Source organism: Pseudomonas sp. SJZ077, from assembly GCF_007993905.1.
In the GTDB taxonomy this organism is placed as follows: domain Bacteria; phylum Pseudomonadota; class Gammaproteobacteria; order Pseudomonadales; family Pseudomonadaceae; genus Aquipseudomonas; species Aquipseudomonas mandelii.
This window is the reverse complement of sequence record NZ_VIUJ01000010.1, coordinates 73,863-94,970: the sequence shown is the minus strand read 5'-3', so window position 1 is coordinate 94,970 and position 21,108 is coordinate 73,863. Positions and strand designations below refer to the sequence as shown.

The 21,108-nt window shown below is 58.9% G+C and carries 17 protein-coding genes and 1 pseudogene; 6 read left to right on the top strand and 12 right to left on the bottom strand.

Annotated elements, in window-relative coordinates:
• Nucleotides 1–53: 53 nt before the first annotated feature.
• On the bottom strand, nucleotides 54–821 hold the full coding sequence (locus tag FBY01_RS16580; protein ID WP_102593947.1) for a class III extradiol ring-cleavage dioxygenase: 768 nt from the start codon (nucleotides 819–821) through the stop codon (nucleotides 54–56).
• Nucleotides 822–924: 103 nt separating this feature from the next.
• Here FBY01_RS16580 and FBY01_RS16575 point away from each other — a divergent pair, with 103 nt between their 5' ends.
• Nucleotides 925–1,581: a thiopurine S-methyltransferase gene (locus FBY01_RS16575; protein WP_010461288.1), complete on the top strand. Its 657-nt coding sequence runs from the start codon at nucleotides 925–927 to the stop codon at nucleotides 1,579–1,581.
• 134 nt (nucleotides 1,582–1,715) lie between these two features.
• Here FBY01_RS16575 and htpX read toward each other — a convergent pair whose 3' ends face one another.
• Together htpX and FBY01_RS16565 are read right to left on the bottom strand one after the other, a co-directional pair.
• Nucleotides 1,716–2,603, bottom strand: coding sequence for a protease HtpX (htpX, locus tag FBY01_RS16570; protein WP_010461286.1), 888 nt, complete (start codon nucleotides 2,601–2,603; stop codon nucleotides 1,716–1,718).
• Between the two features lie 316 nt (nucleotides 2,604–2,919).
• Complete coding sequence (locus FBY01_RS16565) at nucleotides 2,920–4,131, bottom strand: pyridoxal phosphate-dependent aminotransferase (protein ID WP_010461284.1); 1,212 nt, start codon at nucleotides 4,129–4,131, stop codon at nucleotides 2,920–2,922.
• Nucleotides 4,132–4,357: 226 nt separating this feature from the next.
• Here FBY01_RS16565 and msrB point away from each other — a divergent pair, with 226 nt between their 5' ends.
• From msrB to FBY01_RS16550, 3 genes are all read left to right on the top strand, one after another.
• Nucleotides 4,358–4,753 carry a peptide-methionine (R)-S-oxide reductase MsrB gene (msrB, locus tag FBY01_RS16560; RefSeq protein WP_077747914.1) on the top strand — a complete coding sequence of 132 codons (396 nt, stop codon included), beginning with the start codon at nucleotides 4,358–4,360 and terminating at the stop codon, nucleotides 4,751–4,753.
• A 196-nt stretch (nucleotides 4,754–4,949) separates the two neighbouring features.
• Nucleotides 4,950–5,435: a glutathione peroxidase gene (locus FBY01_RS16555; protein ID WP_010461280.1), complete on the top strand. Its 486-nt coding sequence runs from the start codon at nucleotides 4,950–4,952 to the stop codon at nucleotides 5,433–5,435.
• Complete coding sequence (locus FBY01_RS16550; protein WP_010461278.1) at nucleotides 5,432–5,893, top strand: MarR family winged helix-turn-helix transcriptional regulator; 462 nt, start codon at nucleotides 5,432–5,434, stop codon at nucleotides 5,891–5,893. Before FBY01_RS16555 ends, FBY01_RS16550 begins: the two co-directional genes overlap by 4 nt.
• Here the strand turns inward: FBY01_RS16550 and FBY01_RS16545 are convergent.
• Complete coding sequence (locus FBY01_RS16545; RefSeq protein ID WP_145308639.1) at nucleotides 5,877–8,198, bottom strand: response regulator; 2,322 nt, start codon at nucleotides 8,196–8,198, stop codon at nucleotides 5,877–5,879. The genes FBY01_RS16550 and FBY01_RS16545 overlap by 17 nt on opposite strands.
• Nucleotides 8,199–8,366: 168 nt before the next feature.
• Between FBY01_RS16545 and FBY01_RS16540 the strand changes: the two genes are divergently transcribed.
• The gene (locus tag FBY01_RS16540; RefSeq protein ID WP_145308637.1) at nucleotides 8,367–9,257 is read left to right on the top strand and encodes an ATP-binding protein; all 891 of its coding nucleotides are present in this window, start codon (nucleotides 8,367–8,369) and stop codon (nucleotides 9,255–9,257) included.
• Entirely contained in the window at nucleotides 9,254–9,736 is a 483-nt protein-coding gene (locus FBY01_RS16535) for a GAF domain-containing protein (protein ID WP_010461273.1), read from the top strand. The genes FBY01_RS16540 and FBY01_RS16535 overlap by 4 nt, the downstream gene beginning before the upstream one ends.
• Here the strand turns inward: FBY01_RS16535 and FBY01_RS16530 are convergent, their stop codons facing one another.
• From FBY01_RS16530 to FBY01_RS16495, 8 genes and pseudogenes are all read right to left on the bottom strand, one after another.
• Nucleotides 9,737–12,685: an HD domain-containing phosphohydrolase gene (locus FBY01_RS16530; protein ID WP_145308635.1), complete on the bottom strand. Its 2,949-nt coding sequence runs from the start codon at nucleotides 12,683–12,685 to the stop codon at nucleotides 9,737–9,739.
• Between the two features lie 49 nt (nucleotides 12,686–12,734).
• A complete protein-coding gene (locus tag FBY01_RS16525) occupies nucleotides 12,735–16,391 on the bottom strand; it encodes a transporter substrate-binding domain-containing protein (RefSeq protein ID WP_145308632.1) in 3,657 nt (1,218 codons plus the stop codon).
• A gap of 8 nt (nucleotides 16,392–16,399) precedes the next feature.
• Nucleotides 16,400–17,026 (bottom strand): response regulator transcription factor, encoded by a 627-nt coding sequence (locus FBY01_RS16520; RefSeq protein WP_010461270.1) that lies wholly within the window; start codon nucleotides 17,024–17,026, stop codon nucleotides 16,400–16,402.
• 257 nt (nucleotides 17,027–17,283) lie between these two features.
• Nucleotides 17,284–17,454: pseudogene (locus FBY01_RS16515) on the bottom strand (response regulator); the annotation flags it as partial.
• 237 nt (nucleotides 17,455–17,691) lie between these two features.
• Nucleotides 17,692–19,023: a deoxyguanosinetriphosphate triphosphohydrolase gene (locus tag FBY01_RS16510; RefSeq protein ID WP_010461269.1), complete on the bottom strand. Its 1,332-nt coding sequence runs from the start codon at nucleotides 19,021–19,023 to the stop codon at nucleotides 17,692–17,694.
• A gap of 67 nt (nucleotides 19,024–19,090) precedes the next feature.
• Nucleotides 19,091–20,254: an EAL domain-containing protein gene (locus FBY01_RS16505; protein WP_145308630.1), complete on the bottom strand. Its 1,164-nt coding sequence runs from the start codon at nucleotides 20,252–20,254 to the stop codon at nucleotides 19,091–19,093.
• A gap of 126 nt (nucleotides 20,255–20,380) precedes the next feature.
• Nucleotides 20,381–20,722 (bottom strand): hypothetical protein, encoded by a 342-nt coding sequence (locus FBY01_RS16500; RefSeq protein WP_010461265.1) that lies wholly within the window; start codon nucleotides 20,720–20,722, stop codon nucleotides 20,381–20,383.
• Nucleotides 20,719–21,108: a phage holin family protein gene (locus FBY01_RS16495; RefSeq protein ID WP_042932237.1), complete on the bottom strand. Its 390-nt coding sequence runs from the start codon at nucleotides 21,106–21,108 to the stop codon at nucleotides 20,719–20,721. Before FBY01_RS16495 ends, FBY01_RS16500 begins: the two co-directional genes overlap by 4 nt.

Sequence of the window (21,108 nt, the reverse complement as noted above, 5' to 3'; positions counted from 1 at the left end):
CGTTTCCCTGTGGGAGCGAGCCTGCTCGCGATGAGGACGACTCGGTCTACCTGTCAGCCAAAGCGGTAAATATCCATGCCCAGCGCACCCATGGTGAAACCCTGATGCGCAATGCTGAACTCACCCCCGGCCGCGCGGGCAAAGTACAGCGGCAGCAGATGCTCGTCACTCGGATGGTTCCGCACAGCATTCGGAGCTTGCTGACGATAGTCGTGCAACGCGGCTTCGTCGTTCGCTTCGAGTTTCTCGATCATCCAGTCGCGGAACGCCTTGGCCCAGGGTTCGACGCTTTCCGGGCCGGCGTGCCAGTCCAGTTCGCGCAGGTTATGGGTGATGCTGCCGGAGCCGATCAACAATACGCCGTGTTCGCGCAGGCTGGCCAAGGCATGGCCGACCCGGGTTTGCAGGGCAGGGCCGCCACGGGTGGGCAGCGAGACTTGCACCACCGGGATGTCGGCCTGCGGATACATCAACGACAAAGGCACCCAGACGCCGTGGTCGAAGGGGCGTTTGGTATCGATCCGTGCCGGCAGGTTGTCGGCCTGCAGTAACTCGACCACCTCGCCAGCCAGTTGAGGATTGCCGGGCGCCGGGTATTGCACTTCGAACAGTGCTTTCGGGAAGCCGCCGAAATCGTGCCAGGTTTCAGGCCGGGGATTGCCACTGACCAGCAAATCGTTACTTTCCCAGTGTGCAGAGACGATCACGATGGCTTTCGGTTTCGGCATTTCGGCGGCCAGGCGAGCGAGGGCGGGCCCGCTGGCACCCGGTTCCAGTGCCAACATGGGCGAGCCATGGGATATGTACAGGCTGGGGAACATGAAAGAGCTCCTGAGGGGTAAGATGGCAGCATCTTCAGTCAGATCATTGATCTAAATCTAATATAAGTTTTAGGGTCTTTTGATCGAATTTTCGGGATTAATTATGCAGCCGGAGTTTTGGCACAAGCGGTGGACGTCGAATCAGATCGGCTTTCACCTGCCGGAAGTGAATCCATATCTGCAACGTTACTGGCCGCAGCTGGGCCGGGAGGAGGGCGCGCGCGTCCTGGTGCCGCTATGTGGGAAAAGCCTGGATCTGCTCTGGCTGGCGAAATGCGGTCACGAGGTGTTGGGCATCGAATTGTCGGAAAAGGCGGTGGAAGACTTCTTCCACGAGCATCAATTTGATCCGGACGTCAGCGACCAAGGGCCTTTCACGGTCTATCGGGCGGGTTCGATCGAGGTCTGGTGCGGCGACTTCTTCGCGTTGACGGCCGGCGATGTCGCCGATTGCAGCGCGCTGTACGACCGCGCGGCATTGATCGCGTTGCCGCCGCCGATGCGTGAGCAATACGCCGAGCATTTGAAGCGGATTCTGCCGAAGGATTCGCTCGGGCTTTTGATTACTCTGGATTACGACCAGGCACAGAAGGAAGGCCCACCGTTTGCCGTGCCCGATGACGAAGTGCAACGGTTGTTCGGGGCAACCTGGGAGCTGAAGATTCTGGAAGACCAGGACGTATTGGGCGAGAGCTGGAAGTTTATCGAAAGTGGCGTTACTCGGCTTGAAGAGCGGGTTTATCGGGTTTCCAGCCGATAGATTTGTAGTGGCTTCACTGGACCATCGCGAGCTTGCTCGCGATGGGGCCCGAATGAACAGCGCAAAAATCAGCAGACAAAAAAAGGCCCGCATTCACTGCGGGCCTTTTCTTTTAACGCGTAGTGCGAGAGCTATCAGCCCCGACGACGCAACGCGTCAATACGCTCTTCCAGTGGCGGGTGGCTCATGAACATGCGAGCGAACCCTTGTTTGATGCCGCCGTTGATGCCAAAGGCATTCAGCGTATCCGGCATGTGCACCGGCAGGCCCTGTTCGGCACGAAGGCGTTGCAAGGCACCAATCATTGCGCTGGTACCGGCTAGGCGTGCACCGGCTTCGTCGGCACGGAACTCACGTTTGCGCGAGAACCACATGACGATGGAGCTGGCCAGAATGCCCAGGACCAGTTCGGCGAAGATCGTCGCTATGTAGTAGGCGATGCCCTGGCCTTCTTCGTTCTTGAAGATCACCTTGTCGACAAAGTTGCCGATGATCCGGGCGAAGAACATCACAAAGGTGTTCACCACGCCCTGGATCAACGCCAGGGTGACCATGTCGCCATTGGCTACGTGGCCGATCTCGTGGGCCAGGACCGCTTTCACTTCATCCGGCGAGAAACGCTCGAGCAGACCCTGGCTGACCGCGACCAGTGCGTCGTTCTTGTTCCAGCCCGTGGCGAACGCGTTGGCCTCGTAGGCGGGGAAAATCCCGACTTCGGGCATCTTGATCCCGGCTTCGCGGGACAGTTGCTCGACGGTTTGCAGCAGCCATTGCTCGTGACGTGTGCGCGGCTGGCTGATGATTTGGGTGCTGGTGCTCATCTTCGCCATCCACTTGGAGATGAACAGCGAGAACAGGGAACCGGCGAAACCAAAGACCGCACAGAAAATCAGCAGCTGATTGAGGTTGAGATCAACCCCGTTGGCCGCCATGAACCCGTTGAAGCCGAAAAGGCTCAGGGTGATGCTGGCAATCAGCACGACCGCCAGGTTAGTGGCCAAAAACAGCAGGATGCGCATCATGGTTGTAGAAATCTCCTCATGCTAAAGATGTAGCGTACTGCGGGGTATATAAGGTGCTGCACCGGGCTATTCAACCGAGTGACTATTTCAAACTGTGTCCTACAGCAACAGTCTAGCTGCTTGCAGGGCAATTCCGACGGCGATGCGGGAGGTGTTTGACAGCCAATTCGCCTCTCAGGCCCCGTCGTTGTTAGACGCGGCCCCAAAACGTGGCTTCAGTAAGCGACAGGAGCAGTGATGGCTGACAGGGGGCAAAGATATGTTGCTGAATTAATCACCGTGCGACCGATGCACGTGTCGCACGGTGAAGTTCAGTTTACTGGCGGTAGGATTTGAGGAAGTTACCGATCCGGCCAATGGCCATGTCCAGTTCGTCCACCCGTGGCAAGGTCACGACACGGAAGTGATCCGGCCAAGGCCAGTTGAAGGCCGTGCCTTGCACCACCAGCAGTTTTTCGGAGAGCAGCAGGTCGAGCACGAACTTCTCGTCATTGTGGATCGGGCAGACTTTCGGATCGATCCGCGGGAACGCATACAACGCCCCCATTGGCTTCACGCAACTCACGCCCGGAATATCGTTAAGCAGTTCCCAAGTGCGATTGCGCTGTTCCAGCAAGCGACCGTGCGGCAACACCAGGTCATTGATGCTCTGGTAACCGCCGAGAGCGGTCTGGATCGCATGCTGACTTGGCACGTTGGCACACAGGCGCATGTTGGCCAGCATGTCGATGCCTTCGATGTAGCTCTGGGCGTGGTGTTTCGGACCGGAAATGGCGATCCAGCCGGAACGGAAACCGGCCACGCGATACGACTTGGACAGACCGTTGAAGGTCAGGCACAGCAGGTCCGGCGCCAGGGAGGCGGTGCAGATGTGCACGGCATCGTCGTACAGGATCTTGTCGTAGATCTCGTCGGAGAACACCACCAGATTGTGCTGGCGTGCCAGTTCCAGCATGCCCAGCAGCACTTCTTTCGAATACACGGCGCCGGTCGGGTTGTTCGGGTTGATGATCACCAGGGCCTTGGTGTTCGGGGTGATCTTGGCCTTGATGTCGGCCAGGTCCGGCCACCAGTTGGCCTGCTCGTCGCACAGGTAATGCACCGGGTTGCCGCCGGACAGGCTCACGGCAGCCGTCCACAGCGGATAGTCAGGCGCTGGCACCAGCACTTCGTCGCCATTGTTCAGCAATGCCTGCAACGACATCACGATCAGCTCGGAAACGCCGTTGCCCAGGTAGATGTCTTCAATGCCGACACCTTCCACCTGCTTTTGCTGGTAGTACTGCATGACAGCCTTGCGCGCGCTGAACAGGCCTTTGGAGTCGCTGTAACCCTGAGCGGTCGGCAGGTTGCGGATCACGTCCTGGAGGATTTCGTCCGGCGCTTCGAAACCAAAGGGCGCCGGGTTGCCGATGTTCAGCTTGAGGATGCGATGACCTTCCTCTTCCAGGCGCTTGGCGTGCTTGAGCACTGGGCCGCGAATGTCGTAGCAGACGTTGGCGAGCTTGTTCGATTTGCTGACCTGCATGGCGATGTGTTCCCGAAAATGAACGATCCAGGCGGCGTATGAACTACCGTACTGGGAATCCTGCGTATTCACACAGGCCTGACGCCTTGAGATGCAGCACCCATAAATCCGTTTGAATGCGCGTGGTCTGGCTGCCAGACTGGCGTTTGACGAGGCGCAATCATACGTGCCGCCCGATCCGTGGAAAAGGTACAGATCGGGCTTTTTCAGCTGCTGAGGTGTGACGATGGAAAAGTTGGATAAAACCCTGGAAGAATGGAAGGCGATGCTCGATCCAGAGCAGTACAACGTTTGCCGTCTGAAGGGCACCGAACGGCCGTTCTCCGGCAAATACAACGACACCAAAACTGACGGTGTCTATCACTGCATCTGCTGCAACGAGCCGCTGTTCGACTCCAAAACCAAATTCGACTCCGGCTGCGGCTGGCCGAGCTTCTACGCGCCGATCGGCGACAGCGCCATGGTCGAGATCCGTGATGTCAGCCACGGCATGATCCGCACTGAAGTGGTTTGCGCCAAATGCGACGCGCACCTGGGGCACGTGTTCCCGGATGGCCCGCCGCCGACCGGTCTGCGTTATTGCATCAATTCGGTGTGCCTGGACCTGGTATCGCGCGAGTAATGCGAGCCATGTAGGAGCGAAGCTTGCTCGCGAAGGCGTCTCAACGTTCAGCAGATGGTGACTGACCCGACGCCTTCGCGAGCAGGCTTAGCCCCTACAGATATCCGGAGATATCCGGCGCCCCGCACATTTAAATTGCACACAATTCAATTGCTCGCTATGTTCATGGCTTGTTCCGTCAATTCGAGCCAAACCCATGAGCGACAACCTGCTGACCATCCCGGTGACCACCATCAAAGGTGATCAGAAAACCCTGGCCGATTTCGCCGGCAAAGCCGTCCTGGTGGTCAACACCGCCAGCAAGTGCGGTTTTACCCCGCAATACAAAGGCCTCGAAGAATTGTGGCAGACCTACAAGGATCAAGGCCTGGTGGTGCTCGGCTTTCCCTGCAATCAGTTCGGCAAGCAGGAACCGGGTAACGAAGGGGCGATTTCCGAGTTCTGCGAGTTGAACTTCGGTGTCACCTTCCCGCTGTTCAAGAAGATTGACGTCAATGGTGCCGGTGCTCATCCGCTGTTTGTGCAATTGAAGAAACGTGCACCGGGCGTGCTCGGCTCCCAGGGCATCAAATGGAACTTCACCAAGTTCCTGATCGGCAAGGACGGCCAGTTGGTCAAGCGCTTCGCTCCGGCAACCAAGCCGCAGGACCTGAGCCGCGAGATCGAAGCCCTGCTCAAATGAACACCCTGTCCGTCGATTCGCTGAAGCTCGACAGCCAGCTCTGCTTCAAGCTGTATGCGGCTTCTCGGGCGGTGATCCGCGCCTACAAGCCGATGCTCGATCAACTGGGCCTGACCTATCCGCAATACCTGGCGATGCTGGTGTTGTGGGAATGGCAGGAAACGGCGCCGGAGCAGCCGACGGTCAAGGCGCTGGGCGAACGCCTGGCGCTGGATTCCGGCACCCTGACGCCGTTGCTCAAGCGCCTTGAGCAGCTGCAACTGGTGCAGCGCCAGCGTTCGGCGCGCGATGAGCGAGAAGTGCACCTGAGTCTTTCGCCGACCGGCAAGGCTTTGCGTGATCAGGTCGGGCCGCTCAAGGCCCGGTTGCTGTGCGACAGCGGCGTCGATCTGGATCGCCTGCATGATCTGCGCGACGGTCTCGATCACCTGCTGGGGCAAATCAAAGCGCTGTCGTAGTCGGTATCCACAGGTCGAGCAACGCGGCCAGTTCTTCTCGGCGAAAGGGCTTGGCCAGGTAATCGCTCATGCCCGCCACACGGCAGCGTTCGCGTTCCTCGGACATGGCGTTGGCAGTCAAGGCCACGATGGGCAGTTGTGGCCATCGCCCGCTACGACGGATTTGTCGGCTGGCTTCATAGCCATCCATCACCGGCATGTTGCAGTCCATCAGCACCAGGTCGAATTCGCTGTGCTCAAGCTGATCCAGGGCTTCGGCACCGTGAGCGGCGACGATCACCTCGCAACCGAGTTTGCCGAGCATGCCCTTGGCCACCAATTGATTGACCGGGTTGTCCTCGACCAGCAGGACACGTCCGCGTCGTTGGGGGGTAAGGTTTTCGACCCGGGCACCGTTGATCAGGTTGCTTTCGGGCAGCAGCACCCGGCGCAATGTCTGGTAAAGCGCATTGCGCGCCAAAGGACGAGCCTGCTGTTGCAGGGGCGCCAGGGCGTTGGCTTCTTCACTGGGCATGAAGCTGCCATAGGCGGTCACCAGCAAGATAGGCGCGTCGAGGGGCGGGCGCAGGCCAAACAGGCATTCGGGGCAGTCGGTGATCAGCACGTCCGGGTCGAGGCCGATGAACGAGTCATCGATGGACCGTTGCTGATAGTCGAGCCCCCAGCCGGGCAACAGGTTTTTCAGCAGTTCCGCCAGGCCGCTGTTGGCCGCGGTGACGGCAATGACCTTGCCCGGTAACGGCTGTGGGGCGATGGCCCGGGTGTGGCAGGGCAACGGCAGGTCGGCGCAGAACTGGCTGCCGAAACCCGCTTCCGAGCTGATGGTCAGCCGCCCCTGCATCGCTTCGCAGAGGTTATAGGTCAGCGCCAGGCCCAGCCCGGTGCCGCCAAATTGGCGGGTTATGCCGGCGCCGGCCTGCGTGAAAGGCTGGAAGATTTTGACCTGAGCATCCTGGGCAATCCCGATACCGGTGTCGCAGACTTCGATTCTGACGCCATCTTCAAAGGTTGAAAGGCGCACATCCACCCGACCGAAACGGGTGAACTTGAGGGCGTTGGACAACAGGTTGCTGACGATCTGCCGGACGCGGGTCGGATCCCCCAGCACCAACGCCGGAAAGTGCGGATCGATCAGGCAGGTCAACTCGACGCTGGGCGCGGCGTTCTGCGACAGCAGATTGGCGGTGTCTTCGATCAGCGACCCGAGGTCGAACGGAATGTGTTCGAGTTCGAGCTGGCCGGCATCGAATTTCGACAGGTCGAGAATATCGTTGAGCAGTTCCACCAGCACTTTGCCCGAGTCATGGGCAATGGACAGCTGCTGCTGTTGTTCGGCATTGAGCGGGCCGTCCAGCGAGAGCGCGATCATGCCCAGCAGGCCGTTGAGCGGTGTGCGGATTTCATGGCTCATATTGGCGAGAAACACCGAGCGTGCTTCGGCCATATCGAGGGCGGTGCTTCGTGCGACTTCCAGCTCCTGGTTCGATTGACTGAGCCGGGCATTGATCGCCTTGAGCTCCGCGGTGCGGGCCGAGACGATGTTTTCCAGTTGCCCGAGGTAGTCGGTCAGGCGGTTTTCGGCGTTGCGCCGCTGCTGGATTTCGGTGGCGATGTTTTCGAACTGCTGGTTGGCCACTTTGACCAGCACACCGATTTCATCGTTTTTATGTCCGCTCGGGTATTCCAGCCAGGTCGGTTCCGCGCTACGCGGATCGCGCCCGCTGAGTTCGCGGATGACCCGCACCAGCGGCTTCGTCAGCATCACGTAGAACAGCGCCAACAGGATGCCGGTCAGGATCAGGCTGCGAGCGAAGCCGTTGAGCAGCGTCACCTCGGCCCGGCGCAGGAAACGGCTGCCGAAGGCGTAGGTATCGACTTCCAGTCGCAAGGTGCCGAGTGATTCGTTCGGCAAGTGATCGAGGTAGAGACGGTCTTCAAACTGGCGATTGGCGCCGAACAGGAAGTCGCTGATCATCCGATAATTGCTTTGCAGGGTCGGGCGTTTGACGCTGGCCAGGACGGTGCCGTTGTTGTCAGTCAATTGCGCACCGATGATCGCCGGCGAGCGCAACAGGCCCATGGTCAGTTCCTGGGAGAGTTCGGCGTCGATGTTGTAGGCGATGCGGGACGCGGGGTTATGGCTGATTTCCAGTAAAGACAGTATTTCACGGTTGATGGAGGCGTCTTCGCTGGCATAATCGATGCCTATTTGCAGCAGACTGAGCAGCGTGCCCAGAATGAAACCGACAAGCACGGTCAGCCTGGCTTGCTTGTATGACAGCCGGTGGGTGAATTTGATATCCATGGGGTGTTGAACCACTTCCGTTTCCCTTCGCTGCTCAAGCATAGTCGATCATGCATGGATACCGATGTTCTCGCGAGCCCTTGTGCAACAAGGGATGAACCGGGTGCCGAATGCTTCGTTGCGTCGCTGCAATGCCATCATCACTGTGAACGTGCCCGAGGAGAAGACGTGGATTCCCGATTGAATGCTTTTCTTGAACGCGCCGATGCTGTCCTGGCCCGTATCGAACCGCTCTTGCCTGCTCCTCGGCAAGCCATCGACTGGACGCAATGCCTGGCCGCGCGCTGGCAACGCGAGGGCCGCAGCGGGTTTCTGCTGCCGCTGCATGTCAGCCTCGACACGCGGTTGTCCGACTTGGTCGGTGTCGACCGCCAAGTGGAGCAACTGGGGCGAAATACCCAGCAGTTCCTCGACGGCATGCCCGCCAACCACGCACTGCTCTGGGGTTCGCGCGGCACCGGCAAATCGTCGCTGGTGCGCGCATTGCTGGCCGAGCACGCCAAGGCCGGCCTGCGGTTGATCGAGATCGAGCGCGATCACCTGGCGGACCTGCCGCGCGTGGTCGAACAGATCGCCAGGCTGCCTCAGCGTTTCGTGCTGTTCTGCGATGACCTGTCGTTTGAGTCGGGTGAAGGCGACTATCGCGTGCTCAAGAGCGTGCTCGACGGCTCGCTCGAACAGGCGCCGGATAACGTCTTGCTGTACGCCACCTCTAACCGTCGCCACCTGGTGCCGGAAAAGGAAAGCGATAACGAAAACTGGAAACGGGTCGATGGCGAACTGCATCCCAGCGAGGCGGTGGAAGACAAGATCGCGCTGTCGGACCGTTTTGGATTGTGGCTGTCGTTCTATCCGTTTACTCAAGAGCACTTCCTTGACGTCGTCGAGCACTGGATCGGGCAATTGGCCGGAAAATCCGGCCTTGAGTGGCAGCGTAACGAAGAGCTGGACATCCTCGCCGTGCGCTGGGCTACGGGCCGGGGCAACCGCAATGGACGCTGCGCATATCAATTTGCCCGCTATTGGGTGGGGCTGAAGCTGTTGGAGCACAAAGCATGATCGATTTACAGAAGAGCGGCCAAGGCCTGGACGGTTACGGCATGTTATGGGCGCAGCTGGAGTCGCTACTGGCGGACGAGCGTGACTTTATCGCCAACGCCGCGCAGTTTTCGGCGTTCCTGTACAGCCAGCTCGACGACTTGAACTGGGCCGGTTTCTACCTCAATCGCGACGAAGAACTGGTGCTTGGCCCGTTTCAGGGGCAGATCGCCTGTGTGCGGATTCCTTTCGGTCGCGGCGTGTGTGGGACGGCGGCGGCGACCTTGAAGACCCAGTTGGTCGAAGACGTTCACGCGTTCCCCGGGCACATCGCCTGCGACAGCGCCTCGAACAGCGAGCTGGTCGTGCCGCTGGTCAAGGACGGTCGCCTGATTGGCGTGCTGGACCTCGACAGCCCGAGCCTGGCGCGGTTTACAGCTGACGATCAGGCCGGTATCGAGCAACTGGCGGCGATTTTCCTGCGTCTGACCGATTGCTGATCACACCCTCAATCCGGCTTTGAGCAACAGGCTTGACGGGTCGACCGTATCGATCTGGCGTGGATCGAGGAATCGGTCGGCGTATTGCAGATAGATGCCGGCGTTGATGAACAAGCCGAACAACTCCGGATCGATATGGGCGTCACGGCACATGGTGGCCATGATGCCCAGCGCTTCGCTCAAGGTTTTGGCCTTCTTGTAAGGGCGATCGGCGGCGGTCAGTGCCTCGAAGATATCGGCAATCGCCATCATCCGTGCCGGCAGACTCATTTCTTCGCGCTTCAACTGTTTGGGGTAACCGGTGCCGTCCATTTTCTCGTGGTGGCCGCCAGCGATTTCCGCGACGTTGTTGAGGTGGCCGGGGAAGGGCAAGTGGCTGAGCATCAGGATCGTCTGCACCATGTGGTGGTTGATGATGTAACGCTCCTCGCGGGTCAGCGTGCCTCGGGTGATGCTCAGGTTGTAGAGCTCGCCTCGGTTGTATTTGTAGCGCGGCACATCGAGCTTGAAACCCCAGGGATTGTCTTCCGGAATCAGTTCGCTTTCGGCGCGTTCGAACAGGTGCTCGGGCTTGTCCGCCAACAGCGGCTCGCTGACCGGCAAGGTCGGTGCCGGGGTTCGTGCCTGGCGGCGGTTTTCTTCCCAGGACACACCGATTCGATCGTCCAGGGTTCGGGTCCAGTTGCGCTGGGCAATGCTGCGCAGCCGTTGCAGATCGGCTTCGGCCATGGCCTCTGCGCCCAGATTGCAGCGGGCGACGAAGGCGAAATCATCATCCAGCCCGGCCAGGTTGGCATTACGCAATTCGGCCAGGTGCTGCTCGTCACCGCCCAGGGCGACGGCTTGCCAATAATTGATCCAGGCATCGCGCTTGAGGACCTCGAAACGGGTGCGGATTTCATGGATGCGGTCGTTCAGGGTCTCAAGCTTGGTGGCTTTGTCGACCACGTATTCAGGCGTCGTGACCTTCCCGCAGTCGTGCAGCCAGGCTGCAATGTGCAGGGCTTCCCACTCATCTTCGGTGGGTTGGTAGTCGCTGAAGGCCGGGGCCTGACTGGCGGCCGCCGCCTGGGCGAGCATCAGGGTCAGCTCCGGCACTCGCTGGCAGTGGCCTCCGGTATAAGGGCTCTTGGCATCGATCGCGCCGGCCAGCAGTTGAATGAAGGCGTCCAGCAGTTGTTTCTGTTTGGCTTGCAGGCGCTGGCTCTCAATGCTCACGGCTGCGGCGCCAGACACCGCCTGGAGAAACGCGATGCGGTCCGGGCGCAGTTTTTCCAGGTCGCTTTGTGTGCCGCTGTCGGTCAAAAGCAGGATCAGCAGGCCCACGGTTTCGTTGTGCCGATTGTGCAAGCGGATGCCGATCAGGTGCACCCGGGGGTATTCAAGCGCGAGCATCACCTTCTGCAAATCCCCCGCCTGTTCGAAACCCAGATTGGTCACGATATTGTCGGCGTTCGACAACTGCTGAAGCCACTGAGGACTCTGCGGATCCTGGAGTTCGTGTCCCTGAACTCCGAATGAGGGCAATGCTTGTGACGTGCCATTGATGACCAGGCCCTGGGGCTCCATGCGATCGCTGTCACGTTCGCGCAGGTAAATAAGACCGGCCTGGGCTTGCCCGATCTTCACGGTTTCAAACAGCACCCGCTGCAGCAACGGCGCAAAGCGGGTCTCCGCGCTCAAGCTATCGGTGATCTGGAAAAAACTGCCCAGAGTGTCCTTCATCCGCGCCATCGACACGCTCAGTTGGTCAATTTCAAGCACCGGCGAACTGTGGCCGATCGGAAAGTCGAAGTTGAAACTGCGCACCGCATCGGCTTCCTGCACCAGCGTGCGCAGGGGCTTGACCAGGACTCTGGAGGTCAACCATCCCACGGGCAGGCACAGCAGCAATGTCGCCAGAGTAATCAGCGCGCCTTGCCAGCGCATGCGGTAGGCATCGGCGAGCAATTCGTCCTCAGGCACCAGCAACGCCAGTTGCAGTCCCTGGGGGCCGCCCTCCGTCATGCTGCTGCGCGCCACGATCCATTGACGACCGGCGGCGTCCAGCCGATTGCTGGCAGGAGGATTGGAGAGCAGGGCGCCGAGGCCGGGGCTGAGGTCGGCAGCCTTGTTCAGGCGAGCGGTCTGGCCGTCGATGATCAGCTTGTCGCTGTCGGGGTAGGCGATGGCATTGCCCTGGGCATCGAACAGCACGATTTCGGTATGGGGCGTCACCACGTGTTTGGCCAGGGTAGCCGACAATTCGGCCAGGGTCAGGTCGGCCCCCATCACCGCGTTTTCACCACTGCGCCGGGCCAAGGTAGTGCCGACGTTGCGGGTGGAGAAAAAAACGTAGGGATCAGTGGTGATCTGGTTCACGTCGCCGCGTGCGCTGGAGAACCAGGCACGAGTGCGGGGATCGAAGGTTTCGTCGGGGTTGTCCAGGCGGTTGATGAGTGTCAGGGATTGATCAAAAAACAGGGATTGGGAGCGGATCTGACCACTGCTGCCACTGTGCTCGATGCTCCAGACTTGAAACGCCGCTGAATCGGGGGCTTTCAGTTCAGTTCTCAGGGATGCCGTCCGCAAGGGGCGGACCATGAAAAAATCACCGTTGCCATAACCCAGGTACAACGATGCCAGGTTGGGGTTGTCGTTGAGCGACTGGCTAAAGGGCTGGAGCAACGCCAGGCGTTGCTCCAGATCCGGAGCGCGGGTCGCCGGGTAGTCCGCCAGCAGGCTCAGCAGATGGCGAATCGGCTCGTAGGTGCCTTGCAGGTCCAGGCGGACATCCTGCTCGATGCGGTTGAAGAGCTTTTCACTGCTGGAAAGAATGATCTGCGTGGTTTGCCCGTAGTTGAAAATGCCCAGCACCGCACCGGTCAGCAATAACAGAAAGGTGAACATCACACTGATATGGATGTGCAGCGGAAACCGGCGTTGATCCGGGCGCAGTGGGCTGGGCATTGCGGGTCTCTCCATGATGTTTAACACACTGCTCAGCGTCCAAGCATAGTTAAGGCTGCATCATTCTGCTTTTCTCGTTGTGGCCTATCTGTTGCTCCAAAGCCTGTTCCAATGCCTGCTCCAGTTCGACCATCGCCTGGTCCATGGCCTTGGTACAATTGACGACTGCTTCAGGGGGGAGCACGTCATGACAGGCGTTTTCCAGCGCCTCGCAGCTGTCGATCAATCGGCAAGCCTGGACGATTCGCGCAGCACCCTTGATTTTGTGGGCCACCTCGATGAAAGCCTGCCGATCTTCCGTGGGGGACAACGCCAGCAACTCTTGCCGATCCAGACGGTTGCTGTTCAGCAGTTCGGACAACAGGCGCCGGTCCAGTGTCGGGCTGCCACCCGTCAGCAGATGCAGCCCTTCAAGACTGAAGGCCGGGGCGCGGACCGTTGGCGCAACGCCTTCAACCCATTGACTCAAGGCTGTCAGGCTCAGGGGTTTGAACAGGCAGTCGTCCATTCCGGCTTGTCTGCAGCGTTGTATTTCTTCCGGTTGTGCGTTGGCGGTGAAGCCCAAAACGGTACAAGGCCGGCTCTGCGTTTGCTGTTCATGTTGGCGAATGGAGCGAGCCAGTTCGTATCCATCCATGATCGGCATGTTGCAATCGACGATCACCAGATCGAACACGTTGTCCTTCCAGGCCTTCAACCCCGCTTCGCCATCCGGTGCGGCGCTGTAGCGATGCCCCAGGAACTCCAGTTGCTGACACATCAGCAAGCGATTGGCGGGATGGTCGTCAACCACCAGGACGTTCAGCACAGCCGAGGTCGGGTGGAGGGACGGTTCAGCGGTTTTCGACACCCGCTCGGCTGGCAGTGTTGCAAGGTTCAGCGAGATCCTGACCTGAGTGCCGATACCAGCCTGGCTGCTCAACTGCAGGTTGCCACCCATCATCTCGCACAGATTGCGGCTGATCACCAGACCAAGCCCCGCGCCGCCTCTGGCTGCCTGCGCGGAATGATCGGCCTGGGCGAAAGGCTCGAACAAGCGCCGTTGGTCCTGTTCGTTGATCCCGACCCCGCTGTCCTGAACCTGTAACTGCAACAGCACCCGGCCGGGTTCGTCGGTCGGATGCAGTTCGACCACAATCCGGACCTGACCCTGTTCGGTAAATTTGATGGCGTTGCTGACGAGGTTGGACAGCACCTGCTTGAAGCGCATTGGGTCCAGCAGGACATCGGAGGGTGGTTCTGCCGGGTTGAAGTCCAGCCGCAGGCGCAGATTTTTCTGGCGGGCCAGTCCGTCGAAAATCCGCACCACCGACGCCACGGTTTCTCTCAGGTTGACGCGTTCCGGGCTCAGGCTCAGGCGACCGGATTCAATTCGCGCAATATCAAGAATGTCCCCGATCAGGTTCAGCAGGTCTTTCGCCGAGTGGTAGGCCACGTCAATGGCCGGGCGATCCGGGTGGCTGTGATCGATACGCTTGAGGGTCAGTTCGAGCATGCCGATGATGGCATTCATCGGCGTGCGGATTTCATGGCTCATGGTCGCCAGAAAGGTGCTTTTGGCACGGTTGGCTTCATCCGCACGCTCTTTCGCGGCACGCAGGTCGTCGAACAGTTGTCGGCGTTCGCTGATGTCGATCCAGCCGCCAATGATGCCTTGTACTTCACCGCTGGAGTCCCGGTAGGGAAGTATCCAGTGATAAATCGTCAGTGTGCGGCCACCGATATGCAATGGCCGATCGAGAATCAGCGGAGTTCCTTCGGCCACGACGCGTTGGTAATCCGCCTGGTATTCCTGGGCTTCAAATGAGTTGCTCAAGCTGCCCTGCATGACGTTTTTACCAATCACGTCTTCGCGTTTGGCGCAGAAGACCTCCAGATAACTGTCGTTACAGCTTTGCAGCAAGCCCTGGCGATCGCGCACGTAGATGGGATGAGGCGTGCCGTTGACCAGCGATCCCATGAACTCGAGTTGGTCGTTCAGGGCGAGCTCGGCGGCCAGGCGCTGATTGATCTGGCGACGCATGTAAGCGTTCCAGGTCATGGACATCAGCAGCAGCACGCCGACACCCAGAACGATCTGATAGAACACTCGGTGATAGTTGCGCCAGGTACTTTGCGAAGCAGACGAGTAGCCTCGCCAGCGGCTGTTGATAATGCCCAGCTCTTCCGGCGCGATGCTCAGCAGGGCCTTGTCGAGGATCGAACCCAGCTCTTTGGCGTCGCGCCCGGTCGCCAGGGAGAACGCGGCTTGCCGGGTACCGATGGTGGTGCTGATTTGAAGTGCGTGCTCGAAGATTCGCGATGAGATGAAATAGTTGGCAATCACCAAAGAGCTCACCGTCCCTTGCGCCTGACCCTCGGCGAGCAATTCCACGGCGCTGAAGGTGTCCGGCGTTTCGATCAGATGGATTCGCGGGAACTCGCGGCGCAGGTAGTCCGCCATAGGATTGCCTTGGGCGATAGCCAGGCGCTTGTCCGTGAGTTGCGTCAGATTTGACGGGCTGTCGGCAGCTTTGCGAGTGAGCAGTACAACGGAGTTTTCCAGATAAGGACGGCTGAAGTTCAGCATCGCTTCACGTTGGGTGCTGGGGAGCAGGGCGGCAATCAGGTCGGCCTGATGGCTGTTGACCTGCTCGATCATCTCGTCATCGTTACGGCTGCGATGGATCTCGAAGCGCAAACCGGTGCGCAGTCTGATCAGCTCGAGCAAGTCGGCGGATACGCCCCGGAAGTTACCGTCGCTGTCGAAAAAGGTCAGTGGGGCCAACGCTTCGTTGACCACGACCCGCACGACGGGATGTTGCGCCAGCCAGCGTTGTTCACGGTCGGTGAGTTGCAGTTTCTGATCGGTGAGAAGAATGTCACTGCCCGCACTCCAGCGTTTGGCGATGTTTTCTCGCTCGCTGCCAGGTGTCGCTTTGAGGATGGCGTTGATGATCCCGAGCAGAGCCGGGTTGCCCTTGTGTACGGCGAAGCTGAAACCGTGGGCCTCGTGTTTACCGAAGTTGGCCATGCGGATGTTGTTCAGATACCCCTTGTTGATGATGTAATGGGTTGAAATGGTGTCGCCCAGAAAAACATCGGCCTGGTCGAAAGCCACCGCATTGATTGCATTCTGGTAGGAGGGGTAGGAAGTGATGATCGCTTTCGGGTACAGGGCTTTGACTTCGTCCAGCGGCAAGTAGTGATAAACCATGCTCAGGCGCAGTCCGGCGAGCCCGTCGCTCAGGGATCTGGTTTCGCCTTCCCGTGTCACCAGAACCGGTTGATCCACGGCATAGGGCAAGGACAGCACGATGTCCGCATTGCGGGCTTCAAAACCATTGGCGCTGCCGAGCATGTCGACCTCGCCTTTTTCCAGGGCTTTGATCGCGTCTCCCCGGGAAACGTAGCGCTGGACCTTGACTGGCAGGCCGGTGGCCTTGCCCAGGATGCCCGCGTAATCAGCAGTGAAACCTTCGTAGTCGCGGCCGCTGATGGTCAGGTCGAAAGGAGGGTAGTCGGGGGCAGAGGTGCCCAGAATCAGTTCACGCTTATTGTTAAGCCATTGTTGTTGCGATTTATCCAGTTGGACTTCCATGTGTCCGGTCATTGAGCGACTGAGCAGAGTGTACTGCTCGCTCGCCGTCGGTGCCGCGTGCGCTGAGGTGCTCAGACATAAACCCGCGACCAGCGGTATCAGATAATCCATTAAACGACTGGGCATCCTGTTTCTCACACTAACGCGTTGCGTTTTGCCATATCAATGAGTTCAACGAGTGATTTGGCCTTGAGTTTTTGCATGAGACGTTTTTTGTAAGTGCTGACAGTCTTGTTGCTCAGGAACATGCCCTTGGCAATTTCCTTGTTAGTGCGGCCTTGGGCAAAAAGTTGCAATACCATCAGCTCTCGGTCATTGACTGACTTGAACAGTTCAAGGTCGGAATATCGTTCATCGTCAGCACGGACAGGATTCAAGGCCTGGCTGGGGAAATAGTTGTAACCTGATAGTACCGCTTTAATTGCGCTCACCAGTTCACTAAGGTCTTCCTGTTTGCATACATACCCGGACGCGCCGGATTGCATGCAGCGAATACCGAAAAGTGTCGGGCACTGGGCTGTTAGAACCAGCGTTTTGAGGGGGGTACTCATTGCGTTGAAGCGGGAGAGAACTTCCAGCCCATCCAGTTTGGGGATGCTGATGTCAAGAATGACCAGGTCTGGCATGCATTCACGAACCATCTGCATGGCATCGACCCCATTATCAGTTTCGCCGACGACTTTGTAACCCTCATGTTCGAGCAACATTCGGACGGCAAGACGGATGACAGGGTGATCGTCGACAATAAAAACGGAGTTCATAATCAAATCCCATACGCGCTCAAATAAAGCGCGCACCTTAGCTCAGATAGTTGAGGGGGGGATCAACTGACAGGCCTGTAGTGGCAATATAAGATAATTCCTACATTCGAAGAAGAATCGGACTACGGATCAACTAGGTTTTGCATGAGGATCAGTCAAGGTGTTGTTTGTGCGTTTGGTGGGTCGGACAGATTGATTTGAAATGGATTAGATTGTTGTTTAAATGTTTTTTAGTGTGTCTTTGTTTGGGGGCTTTTTTACAGTGAAATCAAGGTCAATAAGTTTCTAAGGTCTGATTGTTTCAGGGGTTTTATCAAATAGCCCAACAAGGGCAGCCCGTGTTCGACGGCTATTCTTTCAAGAGCGTCCAGTTCAATGGATGTCAGACTACTCAGCAAAATGGCCTGTCTGATCATTCCCATTTGGCTGGTTGGCCCTGAGCTGGAAGGGGGGGCTTCCACCAGCAAGATGCGCCAATCGTGTTCAGACATGGGTTTTTTCATGCTTCATCTGTCGAGCAGAGGGCGCGTGATTGTTTCGCGATCGGACCGTTCATTCGATCAGTCGGCTCTGCACGATTCTGCTGACGCGCGGATTGAAACGAGAAATGCACGGAACGTCGATCAGCCGGTCAGGAGGCCCTGGCGCGGCTGAACGATGCACGGTTATCCGTGGCTTGAGCGACCGGTCATTTCCAGTGCCATTTGACTGGCATAGCTGTCGGTCATGCCGGCGATGAAGTCGATCATTCTCAGGAACGAGGTGTGTAAAGGACCATGAGGATCGGGCGCATTGTTGCCTAGCAGGTCGAGGATGCGCCGGCTCTTGAAGGACGGTGTTCGACCGTTGTGTTGTTCCAGTGCTGCGCCACAGAATGCGTTGAGGAGGATTTCGAGGGTGGTATAAGCGCCGATTTCGTGCAGCGTCTTGCGCTTGTCCTGGAAGATCTTTTTGCGCGCCATGTCTTTGGCATTCAAGACGCAGCGCTTGGCCGGACCATGCATGTGCTCCACCAGATCGCCGGGCAGCGTGCCGGCCAGCAGCGAGTCCTGTTGCTCGACGAAGGCTCGGGCGGCGGCATTGGTCAGGTGCTCGATGGCCTTGCCCCGCAGGATCGCCAGTTTACGCCGACGCGAATCCAGTGGGCCCAGTTGGCGATAGGTTTCCGGGAGATCATCACCCACCAGGTCGAGCAGCAAAGACTCGACTTCGGCGTACTCCAGCAGGTCCATTTCCAGGCCATCTTCCAGATCGATCAGCGCGTAACAGATATCGTCCGCAGCCTCCATCAGGTACACCAGTGGATGGCGTGCCCAGCGCTGTTCCTCCAATTGCGGCAGGCCGAGCTTAAGGGCGATCTGCTCCAGCAACGGCAGTTCGCTCTGATAGCAGCCGAACTTGTGCTTTTTGTAGCCCAATGAATCGGCGTGCTTTGCCGTCCACGGGTATTTCAGATAAGTGCCCAGCGTGGCGTAGGTCAGCCGGGTGCCGCCGTCGAATTGATGGTATTCGAGCTGGGTGAGCACCCGGAAGCCTTGGGCGTTGCCTTCGAAGTTCAGGAAGTCATTGCGTTCGACGTCGCTCATGGCGTCCAGCCAGCCACGGCCGGCGGCCTGCTGGAACCAGTGACGGATCGCGTCCTCGCCGGAATGCCCGAAGGGTGGATTGCCGATGTCATGGGCCAGGCAAGCCGATTGCACCACCATCCCCAGGTCGCTCGGTTCGCACCAGTCGGGCAAGGCGCTGCGAATGGTCTCACCGACGCGCATGCCCAGCGATCGACCCACACAGCTGACTTCCAGCGAGTGGGTCAGGCGTGTGTGGATGTGATCGTTGCTGGTGACCGGGTGGACCTGAGTCTTGCGCCCGAGGCGGCGAAAGGCACCCGAGAAGATGATGCGATCGTGGTCTTTGTGAAAAGGGCTGCGGCCGAGTTCTTCCGGGCTGTGCAGAGGCTTTCCGAGGCGTTCGCGGGTAAGCAGGGTTTGCCAATCCAAGGCTGGACTCTCCGTCAGGTGACTGAGCCTCTAGCTTCCGGGTTCGTGCCTGCGCCTGCAAGCAGTACTAGAGCCCGGCGGCGTCGATGTCGATGAGCAGCAGTCGCTCGCCGTTGTCGAAAAATTGCCCGGCGGTGAGGCAATACTGATTGCTGGTGGCATCGCGGTAGGTCGTGGACAGTGTCAGGCGCCGCTCTTCCCAGCCCTCGGCCAGCAACTGATAGAAATAGGGTCGCCACGACCAGTTATGACCCAGGTAGCGGTTATCGGCCTCCCAGCCGTTGTTGCGCCATTCCAGATTGGGCGTCAACTGGGTGCCGTGACGGTCGCATTGATAGAAGCGCAATAGCCATGGAAACGCCTGCAGCTGTGGCAAGGCGTTCAGCGGCGCACGGGCCAGGGCCCAGGCTTGCAGGATCGCCATCAATTCGCAGAGTTGCTGGCGCATGATCATCAGTCGACCGCGTTCGCCCAGTTTCTGCTGAACATAACGCTGGCGCAGTTGCGCGAAACGTTCGACAAAGGCGTCGGTGGCGAAGAAGTCCTCCTGCGCCCGGGCAAAGAGAAATCCTTGTACGTAACGCGAGCCGCACTCCAGGGCGAAATTGAGCTGATCTTCGGTTTCCACCCCTTCGGCAATGATCCAGCACCCGGTTTTCTCGGCCATTTGCGCCAGGGCTTTCACCACGTCGCTACTGGGGCCGCCCAATGCCGCGGCCTGGAACAGTCGCATATCGAGCTTGAGAATGTCCGGTTGCAGGGCCAGCACGCGATCAAGTTGCGAGTAACCGGCACCAAAATCATCGATGGCGATCCGTGCCCCGGCGTGTCGATAGCGTGCCACGACGTCGGCCAGGCGCTGGATGTCGCCCCCCAGTTCGGTGATCTCGAAGACGATGCGTTGCGGATCGACGTTGTGTCGGCTCAATTGCTTGAGGCTCGGTAGAGCCTGGTCCGGCCGTAAGCGGTTGATCCAGCGCGGTGATATGTTCAGGCTCAGAAACCAGTCCGATGGCGCTTCATGCAAACGGCTCAGCGCGTTATCGCGGATCTGCCGGTCAAGGCGACGAAGGGCGATGGCGGGTGTTCGCGGGTCGGCGAACAACGGCCCCACCGAAGCCAGTTGACCGTCGGCCTGTCGCAGTCGACCCAGCGCTTCCACACCCGCGATACGGCCCGTGGCGGTATCGATAAATGGCTGAAAGCAGGCGAGCGGTTGCCCGTCGATCACGAGGCCTCCTTAGTAAGGTCTTGTTTTTGGATTGAGCTGTTCGCCGGGTAGGCACACAGGATTGAACCTCTCGATAAAGAGGTTAATCCCGGTGGTGTTGCAAGAATGCAGCCAGATAGTGGCTATTCAGTCTTTGCGCGAAGAACCCTGCATGACCAATTTGATCAGGGGGCCCAGCGTTGTGCCCAGGCGAACCAGCCGGGTCAGGCTGCCGGTACCGCCGTTCTTGGCACCTTTACCGGTCAGAAAACCGAGCAGCGTCACGGCGGCCATGCCCCAGAGCGGGGCGTGCTTGATGCCGAAGCCATCGTGCAGGTTTTTCGTCATCCCGCGTACCCGCTGCAGGGGTTGCAGCAATTGCGCGGATTCGTGACGGATTTCCTGGCGATGCATTTCCATGCGCAGGCGTATCAGCGCCTTGCGCATTTCGGTGCGAGAGCTGTTATGGGGCAATTCAGGCAGGCTCATGGCAGCAGGCGCTCCCTATCGTTGGCCAATTCTTCCAGGGTGCCGTGGAAGGGTGAGGACTCATCGAAAATCGCTGCTTTCAGGCGCATGGCGCAGAAAACTGCAGCCAGGGTGTAGAACACACAGAGTCCGATGATCGCTGGCAGACGGTAGGTGTCCCAGAACAGAATCAGCACCAGCGTCGACAAGCCCACCAGCAACAGCAACGCAAAGACCAGCGCCAGGCCTGCAAACAGCAACAGGCTTACGGTGCGCGCTTTCTGTTCCTGCAACTCGATGCCGAACAGTTCGACATGGCTGTGCAACAGTCCAAGAAAAGCGGCACCCAGGCGCCGCGATGAAGAGCTTGTGCCCGTCGCGGACGAGCTGGATTCACCGATAGACAT

Excerpts from the sequence above, each read along its gene's own strand:
- FBY01_RS16545 (WP_145308639.1), bottom strand. The coding sequence starts at position 8,198 with ATGGATATCAAATTCACCCACCGGCTGTCATACAAGCAAGCCAGGCTG.
- htpX (WP_010461286.1), bottom strand. The coding sequence starts at position 2,603 with ATGATGCGCATCCTGCTGTTTTTGGCCACTAACCTGGCGGTCGTGCTG.
- FBY01_RS16580 (WP_102593947.1), bottom strand. The coding sequence starts at position 821 with ATGTTCCCCAGCCTGTACATATCCCATGGCTCGCCCATGTTGGCACTG.
- FBY01_RS16575 (WP_010461288.1), top strand. The coding sequence starts at position 925 with ATGCAGCCGGAGTTTTGGCACAAGCGGTGGACGTCGAATCAGATCGGC.
- FBY01_RS16495 (WP_042932237.1), bottom strand. The coding sequence starts at position 21,108 with ATGTCTATCGGTGAATCCAGCTCGTCCGCGACGGGCACAAGCTCTTCA.
- msrB (WP_077747914.1), top strand. The coding sequence starts at position 4,358 with ATGGAAAAGTTGGATAAAACCCTGGAAGAATGGAAGGCGATGCTCGAT.
- FBY01_RS16500 (WP_010461265.1), bottom strand. The coding sequence starts at position 20,722 with ATGAGCCTGCCTGAATTGCCCCATAACAGCTCTCGCACCGAAATGCGC.
- FBY01_RS16525 (WP_145308632.1), bottom strand. The coding sequence starts at position 16,391 with ATGCCCAGTCGTTTAATGGATTATCTGATACCGCTGGTCGCGGGTTTA.
- FBY01_RS16520 (WP_010461270.1), bottom strand. The coding sequence starts at position 17,026 with ATGAACTCCGTTTTTATTGTCGACGATCACCCTGTCATCCGTCTTGCC.
- FBY01_RS16565 (WP_010461284.1), bottom strand. The coding sequence starts at position 4,131 with ATGCAGGTCAGCAAATCGAACAAGCTCGCCAACGTCTGCTACGACATT.
- FBY01_RS16530 (WP_145308635.1), bottom strand. The coding sequence starts at position 12,685 with ATGCCCAGCCCACTGCGCCCGGATCAACGCCGGTTTCCGCTGCACATC.
- FBY01_RS16550 (WP_010461278.1), top strand. The coding sequence starts at position 5,432 with ATGAACACCCTGTCCGTCGATTCGCTGAAGCTCGACAGCCAGCTCTGC.
- FBY01_RS16555 (WP_010461280.1), top strand. The coding sequence starts at position 4,950 with ATGAGCGACAACCTGCTGACCATCCCGGTGACCACCATCAAAGGTGAT.
- FBY01_RS16535 (WP_010461273.1), top strand. The coding sequence starts at position 9,254 with ATGATCGATTTACAGAAGAGCGGCCAAGGCCTGGACGGTTACGGCATG.